We start from the raw sequence: 18,638 nt of genomic DNA, 5'->3' as shown, positions 1-18,638 counted from the left end.
TGCGGCGCGCGGCGGGTATCCGATACGACACGACGGGCTCGGCAGCCGCAGAGCTGGAGCGACGGGTCGGTCAAGCCCTGCGAGCCGAGACCGAGAGTGATGTCGGTCCGGGGCGGGCCGTCGGAGCCGGGGCGGATGACCCTCGAGTCAGGCGAGCGGCGGACCGCGGCGACCGGGCGTGTCCCGGCCGGCGTCCAGGGCCGTGGACGTTTCGGGTGCCGCCGTCATGGTGCGGGCGGCCGGGGCGGCGAGGATCGGCCCGCGGACCGGACGACGCACGGGAGTGTCGGTCGGGGACAGCCGCTCGGCCACCGGCGCGACCTCGGGCCGCAGCACCTCGACCTGGCTGCTGACCACGTGGGGCTGCAGCTGGGCGGCGGTGGCCGGTGGCCCGGCCGGTGCTGGGGCGGCGGCACCCAGCCCGACGGCGAGCGCGAGCGCGGCCACGGCAAGGCGGGTCATCTCGCCCAACGAACGCAGCGCGGCCCGCCAGGTGGGGCGAGCGGACGCTACGGACATCACGTGACTAACCTATCGCTCTCGGCGGCCGGGCGCAGCACGACGGGGCGCCGGATCGCGTGACCGTGCCCACCCCTCCCGTTTGGACGGACGCCGGGGGCTGGGGCCTACTCGATTCCGCCCGAGAACTTCCCGCTGCTGTCATCGGTGCCGGTGCCGCTCGTGCCGCTCGCGCCGGCCTCGGCCTGGCTGGCGCCCGTCGTGCCGTTGCCGGTCGTGCTGGCGGCCGTCGTACTGGCGCCCGTCGTGCCGGTGCCGGTCGTGTCGGTGTCGGTCGTGCTGGCGCCCGTCGCGCTGGCGTCCGTCGTGCTGCTGGGGGCGGGGTTGGCGTCCGTCGCGTCGGTGTCGGCCGAGTCGGAGGCCGCGGGCAGCTCGGTGAAGAGGGCGAGCAGGGCGCCCACCTCCTGGTCTGCCTCGGCCGGGTGCCGGAACCGGCCGGCCGGGTTGATCGTGTACTCGTTGCGACGACCCACCCGGGTGCGGCTGAGGTAACCGCCGGCCTCCAGGTCGGCGACGATCGCGTGGGCGGCCCGCTCGGTGACCCCCACCTCGTGGGCGACGTCCCGCAGTCTTGCGGTGGGGTTGCGGGCGATGGCCAGCAGCACGTGTCCGTGATTGGTAAGGAAAGTCCAATTCCGGGGGCTGCCGTACCCGCTTTCGGTCGTCGCCATGGCCGTCATCGTAGGGCCCGAGCCCGCCCATTCGTCCTCATCGATCCCCGGTGCATGGTCAACTCGGGTTCCTTGAAGTCGGGGCATCGTCACGTCCCGGACACGGCGACATCAAGCCGGACACCGCGGCATCAAGGAAGTCGAGTCGATCACCCGCCCGTGTCCCCTCTGACGGCGAGGCCCCCGGGCGGCTAGGCCCCCCGGGCGGCTAGCCCCCCGGACGGCGAGGCCCCCGGACGGCGAGGCCCCCGGACGGCGAGGCCCCCGGACGGCGGGCGCTCCAGTGGCGAGTGCTGGGTTGCGGCGGGACGGGCCAATCGAATGTCCGCGAATACCTGAAACGCAAATCACGTATATCTTGACGTGTCTTCGGGTGGGTGTGACCGTGGATCGGGAACCCGCGGCGGTGACTGTGGGTCATCAATTCGATCGCATAGAGAAGTCGAGGTGCGGGGATGAGCGGACCCGAAGCGCCGGTCCTGCGTCCGGAGCAGGCACTGGCCGAGCTGATCGCGGGCAACCACCGCTTCGTCACCGGTACCCCGAGGCACCCCAACCAGGACGCCGGCCACCGGGCCGCGCTCGCCGACGAGCAGCACCCGTTCGCGGTGATCGTCGGCTGCTCCGACTCGCGCCTCGCCGCTGAGATCATCTTCGACCGCGGGCTGGGCGACCTCTTCGTGGTTCGTACGGCCGGGCACACGACCGGGCCGGAGGTGCTGGGCAGCGTGGAGTATGCGGTCACCGTGCTGAACGCGCCGCTGGTCGTGGTGCTCGGGCACGACTCCTGCGGCGCAGTGCGGGCGGCCCGGGAGTCCCTAGCCACCGGCACGCCGCCGCCCGGCCATCTGGACGCGGTGGTGGACGCCGTGCTTCCCAGTCTCCGCCGCGCCGAGGCCGAGGGTGTCGACGATCTGCCCCGCATCATCGACATCCACATCGCGCAGACCGTCGAGGCCCTGCTCGACAACTCCGCCGTGCTGGCCGCCGAGGTCGCGGCCGGGCGGTGCGCCGTGGTCGGCATGTCGTACCGGCTGGCGGCCGGTGAGGTCCACCAGGTCGCCGGGGAGCTCCCCGCCGCTGCCGGTTCCAACCCGGCGTCGGCCGTGCCGCTGGGCTGACACCGCGCGTCGGCCGCACCGCCGGGCCGCCGAGACCGCATGTCGCCCGCGCCGCCGGGCCGATACCTCCCAGGCAGAGCGAGAAGGGCCGCCCCGCGAATGCGGGGCGGCCCTTCTCGGCGTTCCGGCCGGTCGCTACAGAAGCGACATGTGTACGTGGTCCGTGTGGTTGGACGGGCCGCTGTAGGACTTCCAACCTGTGGCCGGGAACCAGATCTGCCGGTTCCAGATCACGTAGTAGATGCCCAGCCGGTCGGCGTTGCGGATGAGGAACGCCGCCACGTTGTTGCCGTACATCCGGGTGTCGTCGTTGTGCCAGGGGGAGAAGCCGCTCTTCTGCAGTGACCAGTCGCAGGCCCGACCCTTCGGGTGCTCCCACGGGCCCCCCGGTCGGTAGCAGCCGACGAACCGGTTGAAGCCGGCCCGCTTGACCTCCTTGTACGCGTGCAGCGTGCGCGGCGTGACGCAGCCCGAGGTGGTCGGGTCGTTCTCGCTGCACGACTCCGGCTTCCAGTCGCCGTCGGCCGTACGGCCGGGGCCGATCCTGGCCACCGGGGAGGTGGCCGAGACGAGGCCGCCGGTGAATCCCTTACCGCCGACGAGAGCCAGCGCCTTCTCCGCCTCGCGCTTCTGCTTCGCCATGATGGCGGCCTGCTTCTGCTGCTCGCGGACCTCGGTGTCGATGGCCAGCTTGGCGAGCTCGGCGCGGTGCTTGACCTCGTTGATCCGGGCGAGCTTCTGCGAGTTGACCATGTTGAGCTCGTCGAGCCCCATCACCCGCTCCACGAAGGAGTCCGGGTCGTTGCTCGTCAACAGCATGCCGACCGCGCCCATCCGACCGGTGCGGTACGACTGGGCCGCGATCTGGCCGACCTGCGGCGCCAACGCGTCCAACTCGGCCTCGGCCTGCTTGACGTCCAGGCCCAGCTGCAGCTGGCGCTTCTTGGACTTATCCAGCTTGGCCTTGGCGGCGGAGTAGTTGCGGTTCGTCGTCTCGACGACGTCGGTGAGCAGTGGCGGGTCGTCGTCCTCGTGCCCGGACGGGGTGGCGGGCTTGGGCGCGGCGGACGCCGGGAGGGGCCCGGCGAGCACGGCCAGCGCGGCGAACACGGCCACCACGGGTGTCAACCAGCGGCGTAGGGGTGCCGTCACAGTGTTCCCTTCCGTCGACCGCCGACCGGGTTAGCTGACGGGTTCGGGGCGGAAGTGGCCCCTACCGCTGACGCGGATTCACCCCAGGTACCTGGGTTCCCGGTTCGCCGTACGGCGATTGGGCGGTGGTACCGCAGGCGCCGCTGCGCGCCTTCGGCGGTAACCGGCAGCGAGGTTACCTGAGAGTCGGCGCGGGGATCTACGCCCGGATGCCGGCTAAAAGCGTCATTTCGCCAAAGCGCTGGGTAGCGAGTGGCGTAGGTATCGCGCCGTCGAGCCCGGGCGGTCACGTTGAGGAGTGTCACCATGCGCTCTCCGTTCTCCTGTCCGGGTCGGGCCGGCCACCGGAGGCGGCGGGGGGTGGGTCCAGGGTCGGATCGGGCCGAGCGGCGCTCAACGCTTCCAGCACGTCGGTCCGGTCGAATCCGGGGCGGGCGGTCGGGTCGACCGGGGCGGGATCGTCGCCGGCCGGTGTGCTGACGGACCGTCCGGCCGTGGTGACGATCGCGGCCAGGCCGGTGGTGAGCGGAACGGCGGCGATCAGCCCGAGCGTCGCGACCGCGCTGCGGACGATCTCCTGGGCCAGGAACTCGCTGGTGAGAATCTGGCTCACCGGGCGCGAGTCGGCGGTGAGCAGGAGCAGCAGCGGCAGCGAGGCGCCCGCGTACGCGAGCACGATGGTGTTCACGGTGGACGCGATGTGCGCGCGGCCGACCCTGGTCGCGGCCCGGTAGAGCTGGAGCCGGGACAGCCCCGGGTTCGCGTGGGCCAACTCGGTGACCGTGGCCGCCTGGGTGACCGTGACGTCGTCGAGCACCCCGAGCGACCCGATGATGATCCCGGCCAGCAGCAGGCCGCGCAGGTCCACGTCGCCCTGGAACATCGACAGGGTGAGGGCGTCCTCGCTGCCGAATCCGGTGAGGTGGGTGGCGGCGGTGGCCAGGGCGCCGAGGACACCGGTGAGTACCAGACTGCCGAGGGTGCCGAGTACGGCGACCGAGGTCTGCGCGGTCACACCGTGCGTCAGGTAGAGCACCACGAACATGATCAGCGCGGCGCCGACCACGGCGACCAGCAGCGGCGGGTGCCCGGCGCCGATTCCGGGGAGTACGAAGGTGAGCAGGATGCCGAAGCTCGCGGCGAGACCCGCGAGCGCGGCCAGGCCCCGCCACCGGCCGAACGCGACGATCGCGGCGGCGAAGATCAGCGCGAGCCAGCCGAGCGGCTCGCCGCGCTGGTGCTCGGCGACGTTCCAGCTCGACGACGAGGGGTCGGCCGGATCGGTCAGCTCCACCACGACGACCTCGTCACCGGCCTCGACGGCGGGTGCGCCCGGGCCGTCCGGGATAGGCGCCTCGACTTGTTGACCGGCGGCCGGGCCGTTCTCCACGCGTACGGTCACGGTGCCGCAGCGCGTCGGCTGCGCACCGGGCATGTCCTCCGGCGTCTCGGCCGGGTTCGGGCAGGCTTCGCTCACCACCCGGGTGACGGTGCCGTGGTACCGGGCCGGGTCCCCGCCACCGTCGGCCTCCGGTGCGCCCCGCGGCCAGAGCAGCACGGCGGCGACCACGGTGGCGACGACGAGCGGCACCACGGTCACGAGGAGGACCCGTCGCACCCCCGGCGGGGCGGACGGCGTGGGACGAGTGTGGTCGGCGCCCATCACGAATCTCCCAACGACTCCGGGGCGGGGTACGTACCGGTGGCGCGATCGGTCAGCGGCGTGGGGCCGCCCCGCCAGGCAAGGTCCGGAGGGTCATCGTCGGAATGCTAACCAGGTGGTTCTCCGGCGCCCGTTCGCGCCCGGCGGTGTCACGCTGCGTGGCGGCGAAGGCACGTGTCACGCGGTGTTGGCGATGGCATCTGTCGCGGCGCGTGGCGGCGAAGGCACCCGCGTCGGCGACCGAACGGGCATGTTGGTGTCATGCCCGCACATCCGTCGCACCATCCTTCGGGCGCATCCATGCCGACCCACGGCAGCGGTGGGCACGACCGGCACGCCGGCCACGACCCGGCGATGTTCCGCAGGCGGTTCTGGTTCTGCCTGGTACTCACCGCGCCGGTCGTGGTCACGAGCCATATGGTCATGGACTGGTTCGGCTACCGGATCGAGGCGCCCGGACTCACCTGGGTCGGCCCGGTGCTCGGCTCGGTGGTGTTCTGGTGGGGCGGCTGGCCGTTCCTGGTCGGCGCCGTACGCGAGGTGCGCGACCGGGCGCCGGGCATGATGCTGTTGGTCGCCATGGCGATCACCGTCGCCTACGGCGCGTCGCTCGCCACCAGCCTGGGCGCCTTCGACCTGGACTTCTGGTGGGAGCTGGCGGCCCTGGTCACCATCATGCTGCTCGGGCACTGGCAGGAGATGCGGGCGATCGGGCAGGCACGTGGCGCGCTGGCGGCCCTCGCCGCGCTTCTGCCGGACCGGGCCGAACGGGTCGCGGAGGACGGCCGTACCGAGCCGGTGCCGGTGACCGACCTGCGGACCGGCGACGTGGTGCTGGTCCGGCCAGGTGGCCGGGTGCCGGCGGACGGACGGGTCGTGGACGGCGCGGCCGAACTGGACGAATCGATGATCACCGGCGAGTCCCGGCCGGTGCCCCGGTCCGTCGGCGACCGGGTGGTGGCGGGCACCGTGGCCGCCGACTCGGCGCTGCGGGTCCGGGTCGAGGCGGTCGGTGAGCAGACCACGCTCGCCGGCATCCAGCGCATGGTCGCCGAGGCGCAGCAGTCCAGCGGGCGGGCTCAGGTGCTGGCCGACCGGTTCGCGGCGGCGCTGTTCTACGTGGCGATGGCCACCGCCGTGGTCACGGTGCTGGTGTGGACGCTCATGGGCAGGGGCGACGAGGCAGTGGTGCGGGCCGTCACGGTGCTGGTCATCGCGTGCCCGCACGCGCTCGGCCTGGCGATCCCACTGGTGATCGCGCTCTCCACCGCGCTGGCCGCGAAGTCCGGGATCCTGGTCAAGGACCGGCTGGCGCTGGAACGGATGCGGACCGTCGACGCGGTGCTGTTCGACAAGACCGGCACGCTGACCCGCGGCGAGCACGTGGTCACCGAGGTGGCCGCCGTCTCCGGTGTCGAGCATGACGAGCTGCTGCGGCTCGCCGCCGCCGTCGAGTCGGACAGCGAGCATCCGATGGCCCGGGCGATCGTCGCGGCGGCGGGGGCGCACGGTGGTGCCGCACCGGCGACCGGATTCCGGTCGCTGCCCGGCCGCGGGGTGGAGGCCACCGTGGCGGGCAGGGAGTACGCGGTCGGCGGCCCGGCGCTCCTGCGCGAACTGGATGTACGCCTGCCCGACGAGCTCCGGGACTCGACGGGTCGCTGGACCGCCCGCGGTGCGGTGGTGCTGTACCTCGTCCGGCGGCCGGTCACGGTGCTCGGTGCGCTGGCGCTCACCGACGAGGTACGCCCCGAGGCGCGCGAGGCGGTCGCCGAACTGCGCGACCACGGCGTACGGACCATCGCGATGATCACCGGCGACGCCCGGCCGGTCGCCGAGGCGGTCGCCGCGGACCTCGGGTTCGGCGCTGGTGACGAGGTGTTCGCCGAGGTGCTGCCGGCGCAGAAGGACGCGAAGGTGACCGAGCTGCGGCGGCGTGGGCTGACCGTGGCGATGGTCGGTGACGGGGTGAACGACGCCCCGGCGCTGGCCAGGGCCGACGTGGGTATCGCCATCGGGGCGGGCACGGACGTGGCGATCGAGTCCGCCGCGGTGGTGCTCGCCTCCTCCGACCCGCGCGGGGTGGGGGCGGTGATCCGGCTCTCGCGTGCCTCGTACCGGAAGATGCTGCAGAACCTCGCCTGGGCGGCGGGCTACAACGTCGTCGCCCTGCCGCTGGCCGCAGGGGTGCTGGCCGGGGCCGGGCTGTCGTTGAGCCCGGCCGTGGCCGCGGTGCTGATGTCGGGTTCCACCATCGTGGTGGCGCTCAATGCCCAGCTGCTGCGCCGGGTACGCCTCGACTCGGCGAACGCAGGCTGACCGTTGCGCTCGCCGTGGGTCGCGGGCGCCTCGCGCCGGCTGGGCGGACCCGGTCAGCCGCGCTTCATGAGCCGGCCGATCGCGGCCATCATCTCGGTGGCCATCTCGTCTGCGCGGCCCTCGGCCGCTCCCTCGTGCATGCAGTGCCGGGCGTGCCCGTCGAGCAGCCCGAGGGCGACCTTGTCCAGCGCGGCCTGGACGGCGGAGATCTGGGTGAGCACGTCGATGCAGTAGCGATCCTCGTCGACCATCTTCTCGACGCCGCGCACCTGCCCCTCGATGCGGCGCAGCCGTGCGAGCAGCTGATCTTTGCTGGCCGTGTATCCGCGGATCGGGGTCGGTGTGGTCATGCCGGCAAGGATAGCCTACCCCCTGGGGGTATGGTACGGTCCCAGTGTCCCGATACCCCCGCCCGGTATTTGAACCGGCTCGGGGCCGAAGTCTGCCCGGCCGGTACCCCCAGGGGGTATAGGCTGGCGATGGAAGGAGAGATCCGATGGTCACCACGACGTACCAGGTGCAGGGCATGACCTGTGGCCACTGCGTGAGCGCGGTCAGCGCCGAGGTCGGCGCGATCACGGGCGTCAGCGACGTCCAGGTCGACCTGGCCACCGGCCGGGTCACCGTCACCAGCGAGAGCCCGCTGGAGGCCAACGTGGTGCGCGCCGCCGTCGACGAGGCCGGTTACGACCTTGTCGACGAGTGAGCGGCAGCCGACCAGGAATCGAGGTTCCACCGTGAGCACCCCCTTGAAGCTGAGTGGCTTCGCCCTCGGCCTCGCGGCGGTGTTCGGCGCGGCGTACGGGGTCGGCCGAGTGGTCGGCCCCGTCACGGCGGCCGCCGAATCCCGCCATGACGACACGGCGACCGCCGGCCAGGGCGACGAGCATCCGGGCGAAGGTTCGGCAGCCGCCCATCTCCCGGGCGGCCTGCTCGTCTCCGACCGCGGTTACACGCTCACCCCCGTCGCCGCCCCGGCCGGCGAGTTCGCCTTCCAGATCACCGGCGGCGACGGCCGGCCGGTCACCACGTACGACGTGGCGCACGACAAGCGGATGCACCTGATCGTCGCGCGCCGCGATCTCTCCGGCTTCCGGCACGTGCACCCCGAACTCGGACCGGACGGCACCTGGCGGGTCGCCACCCCGCTGGCCGGGCCCGGCGTGTGGCGGGCGTTCGCCGACTTCACACCCACCGGGGGCGACCCCCTGACGCTCGGCATCGACGTGACCGTGCCCGGCGCGCTCTCATCCCGGCCGCTACCGGCACCGATCACCAGCACCACGGTCGACGGCTACACCGTCACGCTGGCCGGCGACCCGGAGCCCGGCCGTACCGCCGAACTGACCCTGACCATCAGCCGCGACGGCGCTCCGGTCACCGACCTGGAGCCCTACCTCGGCGCGTACGGTCACCTGGTGGCACTGCGCCAGGGTGACCTCGCGTACCTGCACGTCCATCCGGACGGCGAGCCCGGCGACGGGCGGACCCGGCCCGGACCGGCCGTCACCTTCCTGGCCGAGGTGCCCTCCGCCGGCACCTACCGGCTCTACCTCGACTTCAAGCACGGCGGCGCGGTGCACACCGCCGAGTTCACCGTGGTGGCCGGCGACGCGCACGCCGACGACGTCCCGCCCGCCGCCACCCGCGCCCCGAGCCCACCCACCCCGACCGGTCCCGCCCAGCATGGCGAGCCTGGCCACGGGCACGACTGACGGGAGCCGTGATGACCACCACCAGCAGCACCCCGCTGCCAACGGCACCGAACCTGATCGAACTCTCCATCGGCGGCATGACCTGCGCGTCCTGCGCCGCGCGCATCGAGAAGAAGCTGAACCGGATGGAGGGCGTCTCCGCCACCGTCAACTACGCCACGGAGAAGGCCACCGTCCGGTTCGCCGACGACGTCACCCCGGACGACCTGATCGCCACCGTGCAGAAGACCGGCTACACGGCGAAGGTGCCGCCCCCACCCGCGGCGGCGGGCACACCGGCCACCGAGGCGCCGGTGGACGAACTACGCGGTCTGCGTCACCGGCTCTGGACGTCCGTGGCGCTGACCGTCCCGGTGATCGTGCTCGCCATGGTGCCGGCCTGGCAGTTCGACTACTGGCAGTGGCTGTCGCTGACCCTGGCCGCCCCGGTCGTGGTCTGGGGCGGGCTGCCGTTCCACCGCGCCGCGTTGATCAACCTTCGGCACGGCGCCGCCACCATGGACACCCTGGTCTCGGTGGGCACCCTCGCCGCGTTCGGCTGGTCGCTCTGGGCGCTCTTCCTCGGTGACGCCGGGATGCCCGGCATGACACACCCGTTCCGCTTCGACATCGCCCGCTCCGACGGCGCCGGGAACATCTACCTGGAGGCGGCGGCGGGGGTCACGCTGTTCATCCTCGCCGGGCGCTACTTCGAGGCCCGCTCCAAGCGGAACGCCGGCGCCGCGCTGCGTGCGCTGCTCGAACTCGGCGCGCGGGACGTCGCCGTGCTCCGCGGCGGGGTGGAGACCCGCGTACCGGTCGACCAGCTCGCCGTCGGGGACCGGTTCGTCGTCCGGCCGGGGGAGAAGATCGCCACCGACGGCGTGGTCGACGAGGGCACGTCGGCGGTCGACGCGAGCATGCTCACCGGCGAGTCCGTACCGGTCGAGGTCGGTCCGGGCGACGCCGTCGTCGGTGCCACGGTCAACGCCGGCGGCCGGCTCGTGGTCACCGCCACCCGGATCGGCGGAGACACCCAGCTCGCGCAGATGGCCCGCCTGGTCGAGCAGGCACAGAGCGGCAAGGCGGCGGTGCAGCGGCTCGCGGACCGGATCTCCGGCGTCTTCGTGCCGATCGTGATCGCGCTTGCCGTCGGCACCTTGGGGTGGTGGCTCGGCACGGGCGCCGGCCCGACCGCCGCGTTCACCGCCGCCGTGGCCGTGCTGATCATCGCCTGCCCGTGTGCGCTGGGCCTCGCCACGCCCACCGCGTTGCTCGTCGGCACCGGTCGTGGTGCCCAGCTCGGCATCCTGATCAAGGGACCGGAGGTGCTGGAGAGCACTCGGAAGGTCGACACGGTCGTGCTGGACAAGACCGGGACCGTGACCACCGGCCGGATGACCCTCGTGGACGTGGCGCCCGCCGAGGGCGACGATGCCGAGGAACTGCTCCGACTGGCCGGCGCGCTGGAGGCCGCCTCCGAGCACCCGATCGCCCGGGCGGTGGCCGTCGGCGCGGCCGAGTCCGGCGCGCTGCCGCCGGTCACCGATTTCGCCAACGTCGAAGGGCTCGGCGTCTCCGGCACCGTCGAGGGTCGTACGGTGCTGGTCGGCCGGCTCCGGCTGCTCCGGGAACGCGGATTCGACGTACCCCCGGAGGTGGAGCGGGCCGCGACCGACGCGGAGGCCGCCGGCCGCACGGCGGTGCTGGCCGGTTGGGGCGGGCGGGCACGCGGCGTCCTCGCGGTCGCCGACGTGGTGAAGCCGACCAGCCGGGCGGCGGTGGCTCGGCTGCGGGCGCTCGGACTCCACCCGGTGCTGCTCACCGGGGACAACGCCACGGTCGCCCGCGCGGTGGCCGAGGAGGTCGGCATCGACGAGGTGATCGCCGAGGTGCTGCCGGCGGACAAGGTGGACGTGGTCGCCCGCCTGCAACGCGAGGGGCGGGTCGTGGCCATGGTCGGCGACGGTGTGAACGACGCGGCCGCGCTCGCCCAGGCCGACCTGGGCCTGGCCATGGGTACGGGCACCGACGTGGCGATCGAGGCCTCCGACCTGACCCTGGTCCGCGGCGACCTGACCGCCGCGGCGGACGCCATCCGGCTCGCCCGTCGCACCCTGGGCACCATCAGGGGCAACCTGGTCTGGGCCTTCGGCTACAACGTCGCGGCGCTGCCCCTGGCCGCGGCCGGGCTGCTCAACCCGATGATCGCCGGCGCCACCATGGCGTTCTCCTCGGTCTTCGTGGTCGCCAACAGCCTCCGCCTCCGCCGTTTCCGCGCTCTCGACGTCGCCTGAGCACGACGCCTGCCCACCACTTTCTGCACGCTCCCGCTCGCCGTTCCTCGCGTGCCGTTCCCCACGTGTTGATCATGCGGTTGGCGGTCGGTCTGCTCGCCGGCGCCGGCGTCAACCTCATGATCAACACGGTCGGGTGATGGGCGGTTGGGTTCTGGGCGAGCGGGGTACCTGTGCGGGGGTAGCGACGTCTTGCACGGGAGGTTCGTCATGGGTATCGATGACAAGATCCGTAACGCGACCGAGGACGCGACTGGCAAGGTCAAGGAGCACACCGGCCGGGCCACCGACGACGAACGGCTGGAGGCCGAGGGCCGCAACGACCAGGCCGCCGCGAACCTCAAGCAGGCCGGCGAGAAGGTGAAGGACGCCTTCAAGAGCTGACGTGTCTCGTACCGCACGCCGGGCCGGTCCCCACCGGCCCGGCGTTGCCGCTGGCCCCGACTACCACCGGCCCACGGCGCCTTCGGCCCGACGTGCGATCGGCCGGGGATGCGCTGGGGGATTGATCGACTCGACATCCCTGAAGTCGGGGTATCCGCCGCATCTGGACACCCCGACTTCAATGAGCCCGAGTTGATCAAGGCCCTGACGGACGCCTGCCGGTTCCGGAAGCGCTGTAGGCCCGCCGACCGACTCCGGAAGCGCAGCGGGTCACCGGCCGGTTGCCCGGGAGCGCTGCGGGCCGACGTGTCCTGGCCCGGCGTCGGATCGTTGGCAGGGCGAGGTACGCGCGGACGGGTCGAGCGGGGGACGCCAACCACGGACGGGAGAGGACGATGTCCCAGCCCACGTCGACCGGCCGGCGGGCCGCCGCCGCGGCCCTGCTGGTGGCACTGCTCGCCGGATGTCAGGCACCCGGAACGGAGTCCGGTGAGCCGGCGACGAACAAGCCGGTCCCGAGCGCCACGACCACTCCGACGCCCACCGCCAGCCCTTCGCCGGTGACCGCTGTCAACACCGTCGAGGTGTGCCGGGCCGTCGACCGGCACATCATCGCCGCCAGCCGGAAGATCTCCGCGGATTCGGCTGCGGCGACCGAGCGTGAGCTGACCGGCGAGCAGATCAACGCTCAACTCCGCCGGACCCTCGCCAGGTTGGCCGACCAGGTGCGCGGCGAGGCTCGCCGAGCGCGGGATCGCGAGATCAGGAGGCTGGTCACCTCGACCGCCGACCGGATCGACCGCGGCTCCCGGGCCGCCCGCCCCACCGCCTGGCTCGACGACACCTTCACCGGGATCCCGGCTGTCCTCATGCGGGACTGCCGCCCCTGAGACGGCCCACTGATTCCGCCGTCACCCCTGGGGGCCGACCCTGACTTCACCCTCGATCGTCGGTCCGGTGCTGTCCGCCGTGGACGTACACCCGCTAACTTCCTTCTGCAACGTGCATGGGCTCGTCGTGAGCGATGATCCGTCGCTGTCGGGAGACGGAAGGGCCGGACACTCGGCACCCCGGCCGATCCACATCGGATGCGGATGATCGCCGCGCCGGCTCGGCAGCGGGCCTACGTCGGTCGGTTCGCGCCGGGCGGGTCGGACCGCCGGGCAGGGTCCCGAGACCGGGGTACGTCCGGAATCTCGGGATCAGCCGCGTGCTGCCGCAGGTGCACCTGCGGCAATTGACGGCGGGCGGCCTCGTGTCCGCCCAACCGGAGCTTCCGGTGGACAGGAAAGCGCCGGACGGCCGGCCGGGGTCGATGCAGGACCGGATGACCACGCTGGAACGCGTCCGGCGGGACGTCGACCAGGGCCGACGGCCCGGGCCGTCGAGGGGCAACTCGACGGCCCGGGTGGAGGTAGCACCCTCTCGCCCACGGGCGAGTTCTTCCCGCAGTGCCCCTTCGAGGAGAGGACAACATCTCGTGCTGCGCGTACGCAAATCCGTCGGCTGGGCGCCGGCGGTCGCGACGGTGGTCGCGCTGGTCGGTGTCGGCGGCCCACCCGCCGCGGCGGCCCCGCCCGCGCCACGATCGACCATCACCTGGCAGCCCTGCGAGCGGGACGCCACCGCCGAGTGCGGGACGCTCTCCGTCCCGGTCGACTGGGACCACCCGGACGGGGAGCGGTTCGACCTGGCGCTCGCCCGGCGGTCCGCCACCGATCCGGAAGCCCGCACGGGCGCACTGGTGTTCGGTCCCGGTGGACCGGGCGACAGCGGTGTGGACCGCGTGGTCACCGGTATCAACCGGTTCAGCGACGACCTACGCCGCCGGTTCGACATCGTGAGCTTCGACCCGCGCGGCACCGGCCGCAGTCACCCGGTCATCTGCGCCACCAGCCTGCTCGCCGCGCAACCCCAGGTGATCGCCGACCAGGCGGAGTTCGCCGCCACCCTGGCCGGCAACGAGCGGCTGCGCGCCGACTGCCGAACGCGGACCGGACCGCTCGTCGACCACGTGGACACGATCAGTGCGGCCCGGGACCTGGACGCGATCCGGGCCGCCCTGGGCGAGCGCCGGCTGACCTTCCACGGCAGCTCGTACGGAACCCTGCTCGGCCTCCAGTACGCCGAACTGTTCCCGCACCGGGTGCGAGCCATGGTGCTGGAGAGCACCGTGGACCACAGCCACGCCACCCGGTCCTTCCTGGACACCCAGGCCGTCACCGCCCAGGACTCGTTCGACGAGTTCGTCGCCTGGTGCGCGACCGCCGAGCGGTGTGCGCTGCACGGGCGGAACGTTCGCGCGGTCTGGGCCGACCTGTGGTCCCGCGCCGAGCGGGGCGAACTCGCCGACCCCGACCGCCCCGGCTCCCGGCTGAGCCCGTTCATGCTCAGCCGGCTCGCGCAACGGGCGTTCTACGGCCCGGACTGGCCGGGGCTGGCGGACGACATCCGGACCATGGACTCGACCGGACCGGCTCCGCTCGCCGCGCCGAGCAGCACCGCCGACCCGGCGGTCAGCCCGTATCCCTTCGCCGTCTTCTGCCAGGACTGGTCGCTGCCGGTCCGCGACTACCGGGAGTACGCGAGCCACCTGCGACGGCTCGCGCGGCTCGCGCCCGACCTGCGGTACCCCCAGGCCGTCTTCGCGCTGTCGACCTGCCTGGGCACCCCCAGCCCGGTCGCGAATCCGCAGCACCGCCTCCGGGTCCGCACCGACGTGCCGCTGCTGCTGGCCGGCACCCGGCACGACCCGGCGAGCGGCTACAACTGGGCGACCAACGTGGCCCGCCAGCTCGGGCGACATGGCGTGCTGCTGACGTACGAGGGCTGGGGGCACGGCAGCTACACGACGAGTCCCTGCGTGTCCCAGGCCGTGGACCGGTACCTGCTCGACGAGGTGGTGCCGTCCCGCGGCACCCGGTGCCCCGCGGTGGACCCGACCGCCTGACGCATCGGGAGGCGTCCGATCGCCGGATCCGTCCGGCGGTCGGACGCCCCGCGTCAGCGCACCACCCGGTACGTCACGTGCGTGACGGTCGGTCCGGCGACCACCGCCGCCTGTTCGAGCCGCAAATCGTCGAGGCCGGTGAAGAGGCGCTCGCCGCCGCCCAGAACGACCGGAACGATGTGCAGCTGGAGGGTGTCGAGCAGGCCGGCGGCCAGGTACTGCCGGACCGTGCCGGCCCCACCGCCGATCACGACCTTCCGGTCGCCCGCCGCCTCGCGCGCCTGCTCGAGCGCCGAGTGGACGCCGTCGGTGACGAACCGGAACGTCGTACCACCGGCCATCGGCAGCGGCTCGCGCGGATGGTGGGTGAGCACGAAGACCGGCGTGTGGAACGGAGGCTCCTCGCCCCACCAGCCGCGCCACGTCTCGTCCCACGGCCCGTCACCGCCGCCGAACATCCGCCGTCCCATGACGTACGCGCCGACGTCGCGGGTCATCTCCTCCACGACCGCCGAGTCCACTCCGCGCTCGCCACCGGACAACCCGTGCTGTGCCCGCCACGTATCAAGGCCGTACACCCACTCGTGCAGTTGCTCGCCGCCCCGACCGAGTGGGTCCCGGAGGCTCTGCTCCGGCCCGGCCACGTAGCCGTCCAGCGAGATCGACAGTTGGCTGGTCACCGTGTTCATGAATCCGTCCTCCGGGGTTACTCGTCGACCACCGAGAGCCGGGCGGCCCGCAGCTCCAGATAGCGACGTTCGGGCAGGCTGGTGGTGGCCCGTGCCGCGGCGAGGTACGCCGCGCGGGCCGGACCGGGCTCGCCGGCCAGCTCCAGCAGGTGGGCGCGGACAGCCGCCACCCGATGGTGTCCCGCGGTGCGCTCGTCCTCGCCGAGCGGTACGAGCACGGCGAGCCCCGCCCGGGGCCCGTCGACCATCGCCACCGCGACCGCCTGGTTCAGGGTGACCATCGGGTTCGGCGCGATCCGGGCGAGCAGCCGGTAGAGCGCGAGGATCTGCGGCCAGTCGGTCTCGGCCGCCGACGGCGCCTCGGCGTGCACCGCGGCGATCGCCGCCTGGAGCTGGTACGGCCCCGGCGGTGACCAGGTCAGCGACTCGGTGATCAGTGCGACCCCCTCCTCGATGGCCGCCCGGTCCCACCGGGTGCGGTCCTGCTCGGCCAGCGGCACGAGCTCGCCACCCGGGCCCAGCCGCGCGGCCCGGTGCGAGTCGGTGAGCAGCATCAGCGCGAGCAGGCCGGTCACCTCGCCGTCGTCGGGGAGCAGCGCGTGCAGCATCCGGGTCAGCCGGATCGCCTCGCCGGTCAGCTCGGCCCGGTGCAGGTCCGGGCCGCTGGAGGCGGTGTACCCCTCGTTGTAGATCAGGTAGAGCACCTGGCGGACCGCGCCCAGCCGCTCGTCCCGCTCGGCCGCGGACGGCATGGTGAACCTCGCCCCGGTCGCCTCGATTCGCTGCTTGGCCCGGCGGATGCGCTGGCTCATCGTCGCCTCGGGGACCAGGAACGCGCGGGCGATCTGCGCCGTGGTGAGCCCGCCCACCGCGCGCAAGGTCAACGCCACCTGCGCCGACCGGGCCAGCGCCGGATGGCAGCAGAGGAACAGCAGACGCAACGTGTCGTCGCCGGCCGGCGGCTCCGCGTCCGCCGCCGGGGCGACCGCGGCGTACGCCGGCTCGCGTACGGCCACCGCGACCTCGCGGTCCCGGCGGGCACGTTCGCTGCGCCACTCGTCGGTGAGCCGGCGGGTGGCGACGGTCAGCAGCCAGGCTTGCGGGTTCTCCGGCACCCCCTGCTCGGGCCATTTGAGGGCCGCGGCGAGCAGCGCCTCCTGCACCGCGTCCTCGCACCTGTCGAACTGGCCGTGCCGGCGGACGAGCAGGCCGAGGACCTGCGGCGCCAGGGTGCGCAGCAGCTCCTCGACCCCGCGCGACCCGGAGATCACATCTCCGTCCCGGCCTCGTCCATGATCGGGCGGATCTCCAGCGCGCCGCCGTAGCGCACGTCCGGCCAGCGGCGGGCGATCTCCGCGGCCCGCTCCGGGGTGTCGCAGTCGACCGCCAGGTAGCCGGCGAACTGCTCCTTGCTCTCCATGAACGGGCCGTCGACGACCTCCGGATGCCCGCCGGCCAGCCGGACCGTACGCGACTGGGACGGGTCGGCCAACGCCTGACCTCCGATCAGCTCGCCGGACTCGGAGAGTTCCTTCATGATCTCGTCCACCTCGCCGAAGAGTGCCACCCGCTCCTGCTCGGAGATCTCATCGATGAAACCGGGCCGGTTCCAGATCAACAGCATGTACTTCACGACCTGCTCCTCACGTCCTGGCCGCGACCGTGACCGGCGCGGCTCACCCAGAGGTCGGAGCCGACACCCAGCCCCCGACAACCGACGGGAAGAAAAATCCCAGAAATCTCGGCACGTCGGGTGCCGCCGCACCGGTGGTCTCGCCGGCGCGCTGAAGAGCACCGCAGCTCATCGGCGGCGGTGTCGCCTCACCGGCGGCCCCGCCGGCCGCCCCGGACCTGTCGTGCCGGCGGGGCGTCGCCCACGTCGAGGGACGCCCGGTCCGCCGCCGACGTGCCGGAGGCCCAGCCCTCCGCGTCGCGTACGGTCAGCCGGGCCCGGGTGACCCCGGGGAAGAGCGTCTCGAACCGCTCTCGGACGGCCTCGCCCCGAGCGGCGAGTACCGGCAGCAGCCGGTCCGCGCCGGCCTCCTGCACCGCCTGCCGGTTCGCCGCCGCCGTGGCGGCGCGCAGCCGCTCCCCGATCCGCAGCGCGAACGCGTTGAGGAACGACTCGTCGTAGCCGCGGGTGCGCCGCCCGCCGGACGCCCGCCGCTCGCCCCGGCCGGCGAGCATCGCGGCGGTGGCCTGCACCAGCAGCGACGTGTAGAGCAGTTCGACGGCGGCCAGATCGGCCGGCCAGCCGAGCACGGTGGCGAAGCCGAGGTCGTCCGACCAGACCGACTCGCACCCGTTCGCCGCCGCCACCTCCTGCACCAGCAGCGCCTTCGCGCCCGCGTACGGGGCGTCGGTGCCGAGCCGAACCCCGCTCGGCAGGTCGGGACTGGGAGCTTCGGCCGCCAGCAGGGCCTCATCGAGGCGGTGCCGGGCGATCAGCTCCTGGGCCTTGCCGGTCAGCGCCTCGGCCTCGGCGGGGAACGTCGTCGACTCGGCCTTCGCGAGCAGCGCCCGGACCCGGTCCAGGATCCGGGAGCCGCTGCCGCCGGCCGGGCCGGTGACCACCCTGGCGGCCGTCGAACCGGGTGGCGGCCGGAGCACGGCGATCGGCGGCAGTCCCACCACGAGCGCCAACGCGTCGACCGCCTCCCGCAGCGCGGTCACGCGGTCGATCCCCTCGCGCGCCGCCCAGGCGGCGAGGTGCCCGCCGTCGTCCGCCCACCACACCCGCGCGTCCAACTCGCGCAGCTGGTCGTCCCACCAGGACGGGACGGGGTCGGGCAGGTCGCGTCGCTGTGCCGCCATCACGTCGTGCAGCAGCCGGGCCGGTCGCGGCCCGAGGCGGCGGTCCGCGAGCCGGGCCAGGTCGGCCGGTTGCCAGCCGCGCGGCCAGAGCCGCCCCACGTCGCGTGCCAGCCGGCGCAGCAGCGCGGCGTCCACGTCCGGCGCGCCCGTGCCGACCACGAGCCGATCCAACTGTCGTTCGGCGAGGCGTACGTCCCGGCCGCGCGCGGCCGTCACGGCGTCGTCGATCAGCTCCTCGGCGTCCGGCACGGGTCGTCCCTCCTCACTGCGGTCTGGCTGCTGCTCCGATCATGCCCGGCGGGCGGGCCCGACAGCCGAACGGGGCCATCGCGATGTGGGCCGTCGACGAGATCGTCGCGCGCATC

At 73.2% G+C, this 18,638-nt stretch carries 16 protein-coding genes, 1 pseudogene and 1 riboswitch; of the genes and pseudogenes, 8 read left to right on the top strand and 9 right to left on the bottom strand.

Features of this window, described 5'->3' with window-relative positions:
- Window positions 1-147 precede the first annotated feature (147 nt).
- Window positions 148-519, bottom strand: coding sequence for a hypothetical protein (locus AB0F98_RS25090; RefSeq protein WP_357739685.1), 372 nt, complete (start codon window positions 517-519; stop codon window positions 148-150).
- A 374-nt stretch (window positions 520-893) separates the two neighbouring features.
- A pseudogene (locus AB0F98_RS25085) lies at window positions 894-1,199 on the bottom strand (MarR family winged helix-turn-helix transcriptional regulator); the annotation flags it as partial.
- Between the two features lie 446 nt (window positions 1,200-1,645).
- On the opposite strand from AB0F98_RS25085, the gene AB0F98_RS25080 reads away from it, so the two are divergent.
- Window positions 1,646-2,311 carry a carbonic anhydrase gene (locus AB0F98_RS25080; protein WP_357739682.1) on the top strand — a complete coding sequence of 222 codons (666 nt, stop codon included), beginning with the start codon at window positions 1,646-1,648 and terminating at the stop codon, window positions 2,309-2,311.
- A 135-nt stretch (window positions 2,312-2,446) separates the two neighbouring features.
- On the opposite strand, the gene AB0F98_RS25075 is transcribed toward AB0F98_RS25080, so the two are convergent.
- On the bottom strand, window positions 2,447-3,463 hold the full coding sequence (locus tag AB0F98_RS25075; protein ID WP_357739680.1) for a hypothetical protein: 1,017 nt from the start codon (window positions 3,461-3,463) through the stop codon (window positions 2,447-2,449).
- Window positions 3,464-3,467: 4 nt separating this feature from the next.
- Window positions 3,468-3,598: riboswitch (cyclic di-AMP (ydaO/yuaA leader) on the bottom strand.
- Window positions 3,599-3,764: 166 nt separating this feature from the next.
- Complete coding sequence (locus AB0F98_RS25070; protein ID WP_357739677.1) at window positions 3,765-5,126, bottom strand: YibE/F family protein; 1,362 nt, start codon at window positions 5,124-5,126, stop codon at window positions 3,765-3,767.
- Window positions 5,127-5,426: 300 nt separating this feature from the next.
- Between AB0F98_RS25070 and AB0F98_RS25065 the strand changes: the two genes are divergently transcribed.
- On the top strand, window positions 5,427-7,445 hold the full coding sequence (locus tag AB0F98_RS25065; protein WP_357739674.1) for a heavy metal translocating P-type ATPase: 2,019 nt from the start codon (window positions 5,427-5,429) through the stop codon (window positions 7,443-7,445).
- A 53-nt stretch (window positions 7,446-7,498) separates the two neighbouring features.
- On the opposite strand, the gene AB0F98_RS25060 is transcribed toward AB0F98_RS25065, so the two are convergent.
- Window positions 7,499-7,795, bottom strand: coding sequence for a metal-sensitive transcriptional regulator (locus tag AB0F98_RS25060; protein WP_357739671.1), 297 nt, complete (start codon window positions 7,793-7,795; stop codon window positions 7,499-7,501).
- 146 nt (window positions 7,796-7,941) lie between these two features.
- Here AB0F98_RS25060 and AB0F98_RS25055 point away from each other — a divergent pair, with 146 nt between their 5' ends.
- From AB0F98_RS25055 to AB0F98_RS25030, 6 genes are all read left to right on the top strand, one after another.
- The gene (locus AB0F98_RS25055) at window positions 7,942-8,151 is read left to right on the top strand and encodes a copper ion binding protein (protein WP_357739668.1); all 210 of its coding nucleotides are present in this window, start codon (window positions 7,942-7,944) and stop codon (window positions 8,149-8,151) included.
- A 31-nt stretch (window positions 8,152-8,182) separates the two neighbouring features.
- The gene (locus AB0F98_RS25050; RefSeq protein ID WP_357739665.1) at window positions 8,183-9,160 is read left to right on the top strand and encodes a hypothetical protein; all 978 of its coding nucleotides are present in this window, start codon (window positions 8,183-8,185) and stop codon (window positions 9,158-9,160) included.
- A gap of 11 nt (window positions 9,161-9,171) precedes the next feature.
- Window positions 9,172-11,436 (top strand): heavy metal translocating P-type ATPase, encoded by a 2,265-nt coding sequence (locus AB0F98_RS25045; RefSeq protein WP_357739662.1) that lies wholly within the window; start codon window positions 9,172-9,174, stop codon window positions 11,434-11,436.
- Window positions 11,437-11,646: 210 nt separating this feature from the next.
- Complete coding sequence (locus AB0F98_RS25040; RefSeq protein ID WP_357739659.1) at window positions 11,647-11,820, top strand: CsbD family protein; 174 nt, start codon at window positions 11,647-11,649, stop codon at window positions 11,818-11,820.
- Between the two features lie 395 nt (window positions 11,821-12,215).
- Window positions 12,216-12,710, top strand: coding sequence for a hypothetical protein (locus AB0F98_RS25035; protein ID WP_357739656.1), 495 nt, complete (start codon window positions 12,216-12,218; stop codon window positions 12,708-12,710).
- Between the two features lie 590 nt (window positions 12,711-13,300).
- A complete protein-coding gene (locus tag AB0F98_RS25030; protein ID WP_357739654.1) occupies window positions 13,301-14,770 on the top strand; it encodes an alpha/beta hydrolase in 1,470 nt (489 codons plus the stop codon).
- Between the two features lie 53 nt (window positions 14,771-14,823).
- Here the strand turns inward: AB0F98_RS25030 and AB0F98_RS25025 are convergent, their stop codons facing one another.
- From AB0F98_RS25025 to AB0F98_RS25010, 4 genes are all read right to left on the bottom strand, one after another.
- Window positions 14,824-15,459, bottom strand: coding sequence for a dihydrofolate reductase family protein (locus tag AB0F98_RS25025; protein ID WP_357739651.1), 636 nt, complete (start codon window positions 15,457-15,459; stop codon window positions 14,824-14,826).
- 17 nt (window positions 15,460-15,476) lie between these two features.
- The gene (locus AB0F98_RS25020; protein WP_357739795.1) at window positions 15,477-16,727 is read right to left on the bottom strand and encodes a DUF6596 domain-containing protein; all 1,251 of its coding nucleotides are present in this window, start codon (window positions 16,725-16,727) and stop codon (window positions 15,477-15,479) included.
- On the bottom strand, window positions 16,727-17,083 hold the full coding sequence (locus AB0F98_RS25015) for a YciI family protein (protein WP_357739793.1): 357 nt from the start codon (window positions 17,081-17,083) through the stop codon (window positions 16,727-16,729). The genes AB0F98_RS25020 and AB0F98_RS25015 overlap by 1 nt, the downstream gene beginning before the upstream one ends.
- Window positions 17,084-17,280: 197 nt before the next feature.
- Window positions 17,281-18,522 carry a DUF2786 domain-containing protein gene (locus tag AB0F98_RS25010; protein ID WP_357739648.1) on the bottom strand — a complete coding sequence of 414 codons (1,242 nt, stop codon included), beginning with the start codon at window positions 18,520-18,522 and terminating at the stop codon, window positions 17,281-17,283.
- Window positions 18,523-18,638: the final 116 nt, after the last annotated feature.

The sequence above is a fragment of the Micromonospora sp. NPDC023737 genome, from assembly GCF_040639715.1.
Classification (GTDB): Bacteria; Actinomycetota; Actinomycetes; order Mycobacteriales; family Micromonosporaceae; genus Micromonospora.
The sequence above is the reverse complement of the archived record's forward strand: the minus strand, read 5'-3'. Positions and strand labels throughout refer to the sequence as shown.

Coding starts and splice junctions, on each gene's coding strand:
- AB0F98_RS25065 (WP_357739674.1), top strand. CDS start 5,427: ATGCCGACCCACGGCAGCGGTGGGCACGACCGGCACGCCGGCCACGAC.
- AB0F98_RS25035 (WP_357739656.1), top strand. CDS start 12,216: ATGTCCCAGCCCACGTCGACCGGCCGGCGGGCCGCCGCCGCGGCCCTG.
- AB0F98_RS25090 (WP_357739685.1), bottom strand. CDS start 519: ATGTCCGTAGCGTCCGCTCGCCCCACCTGGCGGGCCGCGCTGCGTTCG.
- AB0F98_RS25060 (WP_357739671.1), bottom strand. CDS start 7,795: ATGACCACACCGACCCCGATCCGCGGATACACGGCCAGCAAAGATCAG.
- AB0F98_RS25025 (WP_357739651.1), bottom strand. CDS start 15,459: ATGAACACGGTGACCAGCCAACTGTCGATCTCGCTGGACGGCTACGTG.
- AB0F98_RS25040 (WP_357739659.1), top strand. CDS start 11,647: ATGGGTATCGATGACAAGATCCGTAACGCGACCGAGGACGCGACTGGC.
- AB0F98_RS25080 (WP_357739682.1), top strand. CDS start 1,646: ATGAGCGGACCCGAAGCGCCGGTCCTGCGTCCGGAGCAGGCACTGGCC.
- AB0F98_RS25015 (WP_357739793.1), bottom strand. CDS start 17,083: ATGCTGTTGATCTGGAACCGGCCCGGTTTCATCGATGAGATCTCCGAG.
- AB0F98_RS25055 (WP_357739668.1), top strand. CDS start 7,942: ATGGTCACCACGACGTACCAGGTGCAGGGCATGACCTGTGGCCACTGC.
- AB0F98_RS25045 (WP_357739662.1), top strand. CDS start 9,172: ATGACCACCACCAGCAGCACCCCGCTGCCAACGGCACCGAACCTGATC.
- AB0F98_RS25070 (WP_357739677.1), bottom strand. CDS start 5,126: ATGGGCGCCGACCACACTCGTCCCACGCCGTCCGCCCCGCCGGGGGTG.